At 67.9% G+C, this 7,017-nt stretch carries 9 protein-coding genes; 4 read left to right on the top strand and 5 right to left on the bottom strand.

Translation table 11 applies throughout. The features are described from left to right. Window positions 1-121: 121 nt before the first annotated feature. The gene (locus AC07YH_RS22680) at window positions 122-337 is read right to left on the bottom strand and encodes a hypothetical protein (RefSeq protein ID WP_494749184.1); all 216 of its coding nucleotides are present in this window, start codon (window positions 335-337) and stop codon (window positions 122-124) included. Next, complete coding sequence (locus tag AC07YH_RS22675) at window positions 334-834, bottom strand: winged helix-turn-helix transcriptional regulator (protein WP_125156037.1); 501 nt, start codon at window positions 832-834, stop codon at window positions 334-336. Before AC07YH_RS22675 ends, AC07YH_RS22680 begins: the two co-directional genes overlap by 4 nt. A 235-nt stretch (window positions 835-1,069) precedes the next feature. Between AC07YH_RS22675 and AC07YH_RS22670 the strand changes: the two genes are divergently transcribed. Continuing rightward, window positions 1,070-2,257, top strand: a complete 1,188-nt coding sequence (locus tag AC07YH_RS22670; protein WP_494749183.1) for an acetyl-CoA C-acyltransferase — start codon at window positions 1,070-1,072, stop codon at window positions 2,255-2,257. A gap of 149 nt (window positions 2,258-2,406) precedes the next feature. Then, window positions 2,407-2,676, top strand: coding sequence for a GNAT family N-acetyltransferase (locus AC07YH_RS22665; RefSeq protein WP_494749182.1), 270 nt, complete (start codon window positions 2,407-2,409; stop codon window positions 2,674-2,676). Here AC07YH_RS22665 and AC07YH_RS22660 read toward each other — a convergent pair. Next, window positions 2,673-3,179, bottom strand: coding sequence for a winged helix-turn-helix transcriptional regulator (locus tag AC07YH_RS22660; RefSeq protein ID WP_494749181.1), 507 nt, complete (start codon window positions 3,177-3,179; stop codon window positions 2,673-2,675). The genes AC07YH_RS22665 and AC07YH_RS22660 overlap by 4 nt on opposite strands. A 143-nt stretch (window positions 3,180-3,322) precedes the next feature. Between AC07YH_RS22660 and AC07YH_RS22655 the strand changes: the two genes are divergently transcribed. Then, entirely contained in the window at window positions 3,323-4,135 is an 813-nt protein-coding gene (locus tag AC07YH_RS22655; protein WP_494749180.1) for an SDR family NAD(P)-dependent oxidoreductase, read from the top strand. A gap of 107 nt (window positions 4,136-4,242) precedes the next feature. Here AC07YH_RS22655 and AC07YH_RS22650 read toward each other — a convergent pair whose 3' ends face one another. Together AC07YH_RS22650 and AC07YH_RS22645 are read right to left on the bottom strand one after the other, a co-directional pair. Beyond that, the gene (locus AC07YH_RS22650; protein WP_494749179.1) at window positions 4,243-4,812 is read right to left on the bottom strand and encodes an OmpA family protein; all 570 of its coding nucleotides are present in this window, start codon (window positions 4,810-4,812) and stop codon (window positions 4,243-4,245) included. Between the two features lie 200 nt (window positions 4,813-5,012). Beyond that, a complete protein-coding gene (locus tag AC07YH_RS22645; RefSeq protein ID WP_494749178.1) occupies window positions 5,013-5,882 on the bottom strand; it encodes a LysR family transcriptional regulator in 870 nt (289 codons plus the stop codon). 99 nt (window positions 5,883-5,981) lie between these two features. On the opposite strand from AC07YH_RS22645, the gene bla reads away from it, so the two are divergent. Then, entirely contained in the window at window positions 5,982-6,872 is an 891-nt protein-coding gene (gene bla / locus AC07YH_RS22640) for a class A beta-lactamase (protein ID WP_494749177.1), read from the top strand. The last annotated feature ends 145 nt before the right edge of the window (window positions 6,873-7,017 follow it).

The raw sequence follows: 7,017 nt of genomic DNA, 5'->3' as shown, positions 1-7,017 counted from the left end.
GGGGCCCAGATACAGCCTGAGCGTCTGGGGGTGTTCGCGATCGGGCGCCCAGTGCGAACAGCAAGCTTAGTGGGTTCGATCTGGGCCCCGGCTTTCGCCGGGGAGATCGGTATTTGGAGGTTCAGTCGATCGCGTCGAACGTCAGCCCAATCCGGAACAGGCAATAACCCGTCTCATCAACCAGCCGGGCGACATCAGGATTGGTGTCCGCGCGCTCGCGGGCGCGGGTGAAGCGCCAGTCTTCCTCGCGGCCGTCCGCCGGGAACGGCGCGCCGTCGGCGGTGACCAGGCGGTAGTCGGGCTTGGTAAGGTGAACGTGGAAGCGGTAGCGGCTCATTCCGCCGCGATCTTGGCGGCTTCCAGCGCCTCGCCGACGGTCAGGCCGCGCTCGGGCGGCGCGCTGCGTTCCAGGTCGCGGCGCTGGACGACCTCGCCGCAGGCCTCGCAGGCCAGCACCGGGTGGAAGGCGCAGCCGCAGCCCTTGTGGTTGAACAGCACCGGCGACTGGTCGCGACCATAGACGTAGCGATCGCCCCACTCCGACATGGTCAGCAGCACCGGCGACAGGGCCAGGCCCTTCTCGGTCAGCCAGTATTCGTGACGCGGCGGACGCTCGGAATAGCGCCGGGTCTCCATGACCCCGTGGGCGACCAGGGTCTTCAGGCGCGCGGCCAGGACGTTGCGGGCCACGCCCAGGCGTTCCTGCCACTGCTCGAAGCGTTTCACCCCGGCGAAGGCGTCGCGCAGGATCAGCAGCGTCCACGGATCGCCCACGACTTCCAGCGTGGCGGCGACCGAGCAACGTTCGTTCGTATAGTCAGCTGTGCGACCCATTTTCGAAGGGTGCGGCGTTCCGCGAGGGAAAGCAAGAGAGCGTTGCGTTTGAATATGAACCAAGGTAGGTTTTTTATCGCAATTGACTCTCTCGGTTATTGCAGGACTGGCGAGGCGCGGCGATCTCGATCCGCAGCGCCTCGCCCCTTTCCCATCACATCCTCGCAACCCACTTGCGCATGAGCGGGTGATCAGGGCCTATCTCGCCCAAAATACCGCTTCAGGGAGCTAAACCATGTCCGCGTCCGATCCCGTCGTCATCGTCTCCTACGCCCGCACGCCGATGGGCGGCTTCCAAGGCGCCCTGGGCGGGGTGAAGGCCACCGAGCTGGGCGCGACGGCGGTCAAGGCGGCCATCGAGCGGGCCGGCGTGGCGGGCGACAAGGTCGAGCAGATCTTCATGGGCTGCGTGCTGCCGGCCGGTCTCGGCCAGGCCCCGGCCCGCCAGGCGGCGCTGGGCGCGGGCCTGCCGCTTTCCGTCGAGGCCACCACCGTCAACAAGATGTGCGGCAGCGGCATGCAGGCCGCGATCATGGCTCATGACGCGCTGAAGGCCGGCTCGGTCGACGTCGTCGTGGCCGGCGGCATGGAGAGCATGACCGGCGCGCCCTACCTGATGTCCAAGCACCGCGGCGGCGCCCGCATCGGCCACGACCAGATGTGGGACTCGATGTACCTGGACGGGCTGGAAGACGCCTACACCACCGGCAAGCTGATGGGCGCCTTCGCCCAGGAGACCGCCGACCAGTACCAGTTCACCCGCGAGGCCATGGACGACTACGCGACCAAGGGCCTGATGAAGGCCAAGGCCGCCGTCGAGAGCGGCGCGTTCAAGGCCGAGATCGTCCCGGTCACCGTCGTCACCCGCAAGGGGACCGAGGTGATCGACACCGACGAGCAGCCCGGCAAGGCCGATCCGGCCAAGATCCCGACCCTGCGCCCGGCCTTCAGCCGCGACGGCTCGGTGACCGCGGCCAACAGCTCCTCGATCAGCGACGGCGCCGCCGCCCTGGTCATGACCCGCGAGAGTGTCGCCAAGGCCCTAGGCCTGCCGATCCTGGCCCGCGTGGTCAGCCACGCCGCCCACGCCCACGAGCCGGGCCTGTTCACCACCGCCCCGGTGCCGGCCATGCGCAAGGCGCTGAAGAAGGCCGGCTGGAGCATCGACGACGTCGACCTCTTCGAGATCAACGAAGCCTTCGCCGTGGTGCCGATGATCGCCCAGCAGGAACTGGGCATCGATGCCGACAAGCTCAACGTCAACGGCGGCGCCTGCGCCCTGGGCCACCCGATCGGGGCGAGCGGTGCGCGTATCCTGTGCACGCTGATCAACGCGCTGCAGTCGCGGGGCAAGACCAAGGGCCTGGCGTCGCTCTGCATCGGCGGCGGCGAAGCCACGGCGATGGCGATCGAGCTGGTCTAGCCCATCTAAGATGCTCCCCCTCTGGGGGAGCTGTCGCGGAGCGACTGAGGGGGCCATCTGGGCTTAGGCCGAGCTGCCCCCCCCCGGCCCTCTGGGCCACCTCCCCCAAAGGGGGAGGATCAGATCAGAGCAAGGCGCGTTCACCCAGCATGACCGACACCTTCCGCCACAACCCCGAACACAGCCGCTACGAGCTGGAGGTCGATGGCCTGCTGGCCGTGGCCGACTATCAGCGCTCGGGCCATCGGCTGGTGATCCCGCACGTCGAGGCCGATCCGGCCCTGCGCGGCACCGGCGCCGCCGGACGGCTGATGACCAAGGTCGCGGAGACGGCGCGCGCCGAGGGCATGCGGATCACCCCGCTGTGCTCCTACGCGGCCGCCTGGCTGAAGCGGAACGACCCGGACCTGATCGCCTAGACCTTCTCCCGCTGCTCCGCCACGAACGCCACGCGGTCCAGCACGTCCTGCTCCGCCGCCGGGCCAGCGCCATAGGCGAAGTGATGGCCGTCGATCGGCTTGCCGCTGACCTTGTCGACCAGCACCGGCTCGGCCGGCAGTCCGGTTTCGACATCGAACAGGGCGCTGGCCACGCCGTCGGGGAAGAAGTGGCGGTTGCCGAACGCCATCAGCGCGGTCAGCACCGACTGGAAATCGCGCCCCAGCTCGGTCAGCACATATTCGTAACGCGGCGGCCGCTCGTTGTAGCGGCGCTTCTCCAGCAGGCCGCCCTCGACCAGTCCCGCCAGTCGCTTGGTCAGGATGTTGGGGGCGACGCCCAGGCTTTTCTCGAACTGGTCGAACCGGGTCAGGCCCTGGGAGGCGTCGCGCAGGATCAGGAACGACCAGGGATCGCCCACCCGCTCCAGCGTGCGCCCAAGCGGGCACTGCTTGTACCGCGAGCTGCTCGCGGCGGAGGACAAGCTCTCGAAAGAAGGCTGGGGAGGGATTTGCGAAGCGGCCATGGAAATAATTTGGTGAGTCACTTGCGATTTGCAAGTTACCTCATAGCTAGGGGTCACGCCGGACCGATGGGGCCTCGGCAAGATCGATGAGGAACCACACCATGACCACCTCGAACAAGGGCCCAATCGCCCAAGGAAAAGCCCTGATCACCGGCGCTTCCACCGGCATCGGCGCCACCTATGCCGACCGTCTGGCCAAGCGCGGCTACGACCTGATCCTGGTCGCCCGCGACGAAGCCCGCCTGAACGCCCTGGCCGAGCGTCTGCGCGGCCAGACCGGCGTCAAGGTCGAGGTCATCAAGGCCGACCTGACCGACAAGGCCGACCTTTCGAAGCTGGAACAGCGCCTGGCCACCGACGCCAACATTACCGCCCTGATCAACAACGCCGGCGTCGCCGGTTCCAACGACTTCGTCGGCTCCGATCCGGACGCCTTCGAGAAGATGATCCAGCTGAACATCACGGCCGTGACCCGTCTCGCCTCGGCGGCGGCCCGCAACTTCCTGCCGCGCAACAAGGGCGCGATCGTCAACCTGGCCTCGGTGGTCGGGCTGATGCCGGAGCTGAACATGCCGGTCTACGGCGCGACCAAGGCCTTCGTGACCTATCTGACCCAAGGCCTGCGCGTGCAGTTCGGCGAGTCGGCCGTGCGTCTGCAGGCGGTGCTGCCGGGCGCCACGCGTACCGAGATCTGGGAACGCTCGGGTTCGGACATCAATGCGATGGACCCCGGCATGATCATGGGCGTCGATGACATGGTCGATGCGGCGCTGGCCGGCTTCGACCAAGGCGAGCTGGTGACGATCCCGTCGCTGCCCGACGCGGCCGACTGGGACGGCGCCCTGGCCGCCAAGGCCAAGCTCTATCCTAACCTGTCGCGCAGCGAGCCGGCGGCTCGCCTCAAAACCGCTTAAAGCGGAAAGCTCGTCGGCGCGGCGCTCACTCCCGCGCCGACGAGTCCGCCCTGACGGTTTCCTACCGGGTTGATGCGCACCGGTGGGAAACCGCCTGGAACGCGAAACTAGCTGAGCACCATCACCACGACGCGGCGATTCTGGGCCCGGCCCTCACGCGACTCGTTGGGGGCGACTGGGGCGTCCTGGCCGTACGAGATCGTGGCCATGCGGTTCAGGGCGACGCCGTGGACGCTGAGGAACTTGCGCACGGTTTCCGCGCGCTTCTCGCCGAGCTCGTCGTTGTATTCCTTCGAGCCCGAATTGTCGGTGTGGCCCTGGATCTCCAGGTACACGTTCTTGTTGTCGGCCTTCAGCTTCTCGGTGAACTCCGACAGGCGCTGCTCGGCTTCCGGCGAGAGGTTCGCGGCGTTGACCGGGAACTTCACGGAGTCGTCGCTCAGCACCAGGGCGTACTGGAACTTGCCCTCGGCCAGCTTGCCGGCGGCGATGGCGCGGTCCAGCGCGTCCTTGGAGGTCTTGTCCAGCTCGCCGATCTGCGTGTCATGAGCGCTGACCCGCTCATTGACCGCGCCGACCTGGGTGTTGACGTATTTCTTGGTCGCGCAGCCGCTGACCGACAGGCCGCCCATCACCAGGGCGGCGGCGACCATCAGGGTCTTGGTGCTTGCTATCATTGTTTGGGTCTCGTCCGTAGAATGGGGTTGCGGGACGTCCTGCAACGCTCGCATTGGCAAATCGGACAGCAGAACTTGACCAAAGATGGGCGCGATTCCGGCGCTCCTGGGTCAAGCTATGCCATTGATACTCAAGCTCTTTTCGTGGACTTCTATACCGCGCGCAAGCGCTGTGTCCGGAGTTTGGTTCCGAAGATTATTTAGTTTTCGCAGAGACCCGAAAGCCACGCCTGGAAGGCCCGCAAGGCCGGAGTCGGGGCCCTGGATTTCAGCCAGGTCAGCCAATAGCGGCCGGCGCTGACCTGAGTCTCGAAGGGCCGGATCAGCCGCCCCTCCTGCAGAGGACGCTCGAACATCATCGGCGGCGCCAGGGCCACGCCGGCGCCTTGCAGAGCCGCCTCGACCATCACCCACGAGCTGTCGAACACAGGCCCACGGATCGGCGGCGGCGACAAGCCCGCGGCCGCGAACCAGTCGGGCCAGTCGGCGGCGCGATAGCTGCGCAACAGGGTCTCGCCGAACAGGTCGGAGGGACCGGCCAAGCGCTCGGCCACGGCCGGCGAGCATAGCGGGCTCATCGGGGCCTCGAACAGCGGCGCGGCCTCGGTGCCGTGCCAGGCGCCGTCGCCGAACCGCACCGCGCAGTCCAGCCCCTCCCCCGCCAGGTCGGTGCGGTTGTTGTTGGTGAAGATCCGCAGGTCGACGAACGGATGGGTCTCTCGGAAGGCGGGAAGGCGCGGCAGCAGCCAGCCCACCGCGAAGGTGCCCACCACGCCGACGCTCAAGACCTCCAGCACCCGGCCGCCCTCGAACCGCGCCAGCACGTCACCCAGCTTGTCGAACGAGTCGCGTACGCTGGGCAGCAGGGCCAGGCCCTCGTCGGTCAAGGCCAGGCCGCGCGGCAGGCGGCGGAACAAGGCCGCGCCCAGCCGCGCCTCCAAGCCCTTCACCTGATGGCTGACCGCGGCCTGGGTCACGCACAGCTCGATCGCCGCCCGCGTGAACGACAGGTGCCGGGCCGAGGCCTCGAAGGCGCGCAGGGCGTTGAGGGGCAGTTGGGCGCGGCTCATTAAGAATGACCCAAATCTATCTAGGGGCTCCGCCAAGGTATCGTCGTTTGCGGGCGGCGCCAGCCCCAGGCAGGTTTCGCGGGCAAGGAGACCGACCCAATGCTTCATCGTCGCAAGTTCTTAACGGCCCTGGCGGCCGCGCCCGCCCTCACGCCTGCGCTCTCGCAAGCCGCCGTGTTCACCAGCGCCCCGACCTCCGCTCTTAGCTCACGTATCAGCGAATTGGAGCAGCGCAGCGGCGGTCGCCTGGGCGTGGCCGTGCTGGACACCCACGACGGCCGCCGGTTCGCCTGGCGCGGCGACCAGCGTTTCCGCATGTGCAGCACCTTCAAGATGCCCCTGGCGGCCGCCATCCTGCGCCGCGTCGACCAGGGCCGCGAGCGCCTGGACCGGAAGATCGGCTACGGCCCCGATGTGCTGATGGGCAATTCGCCGGTGGTCGAGAAAAACCTCGGCAAAGGCATGACTGTCGGCGCGCTGTGCGAGGCCACGATCATCTGGAGCGACAACGCCTCCGCCAACCTGCTGCTCGATGCGCTGGAGGGCCCCGCCGCACTGACCCGCTTCCTGCGCGCCCTCGGCGACCAGACCACCCGCTGCGACCGCCGCGAGCCCGAGCTCAACACCGGCGCCGAGGACGACCCGCGCGACACCACCACACCCACGGCCATCGTCGAGACCTGGAAGACCCTGCTGACCACCGACACCCTCTCGCCCGCCTCCCGCAAGCAGCTGACCGCCTGGGTCGTGGCCAACCGCACGGGCGACAAGCGCCTGCGCGCCGGCCTGCCGCGCGGCTGGAAGGTCGGCGACAAGACCGGCAACAACGGCAAGGAAACCACCAACGACATCGCGGTGATCTGGCCGCCGGGGCGCAAGCCGCTGTTCATCGCGGCGTTCCACGACAAGGGCTCGGCGGACGACGACGTGCGCAGCGCCGTGCTGGCGGATGTGGCGCGGGCGGTCGTGACGGCGGGTTTTGGGAAGTAGAGGTTATCCACAGGGCCCGACCCAAGCGCCCCCTCCGTCTCGCCGCGTATCCGCGGCGATCCACCTCCCCCGTTTCACGGGTGAGGAGATACAACCCTCTCCTCCCCCGCCTGCGGGGGAGGTGGCGCGATGCGGATACGCATCG

The sequence above is a fragment of the Caulobacter sp. GW456-12-1-14-TSB4 genome, assembly GCF_059424195.1.
Note: the sequence above shows the minus strand (reverse complement) of the source record. Positions and strands in the feature narration are given on the sequence as shown.

Excerpts from the sequence above, each read along its gene's own strand:
- AC07YH_RS22680 (WP_494749184.1), bottom strand. The coding sequence starts at position 337 with ATGAGCCGCTACCGCTTCCACGTTCACCTTACCAAGCCCGACTACCGC.
- AC07YH_RS22675 (WP_125156037.1), bottom strand. The coding sequence starts at position 834 with ATGGGTCGCACAGCTGACTATACGAACGAACGTTGCTCGGTCGCCGCC.
- AC07YH_RS22670 (WP_494749183.1), top strand. The coding sequence starts at position 1,070 with ATGTCCGCGTCCGATCCCGTCGTCATCGTCTCCTACGCCCGCACGCCG.
- AC07YH_RS22665 (WP_494749182.1), top strand. The coding sequence starts at position 2,407 with ATGACCGACACCTTCCGCCACAACCCCGAACACAGCCGCTACGAGCTG.
- AC07YH_RS22655 (WP_494749180.1), top strand. The coding sequence starts at position 3,323 with ATGACCACCTCGAACAAGGGCCCAATCGCCCAAGGAAAAGCCCTGATC.
- AC07YH_RS22650 (WP_494749179.1), bottom strand. The coding sequence starts at position 4,812 with ATGATAGCAAGCACCAAGACCCTGATGGTCGCCGCCGCCCTGGTGATG.
- AC07YH_RS22645 (WP_494749178.1), bottom strand. The coding sequence starts at position 5,882 with ATGAGCCGCGCCCAACTGCCCCTCAACGCCCTGCGCGCCTTCGAGGCC.
- bla (WP_494749177.1), top strand. The coding sequence starts at position 5,982 with ATGCTTCATCGTCGCAAGTTCTTAACGGCCCTGGCGGCCGCGCCCGCC.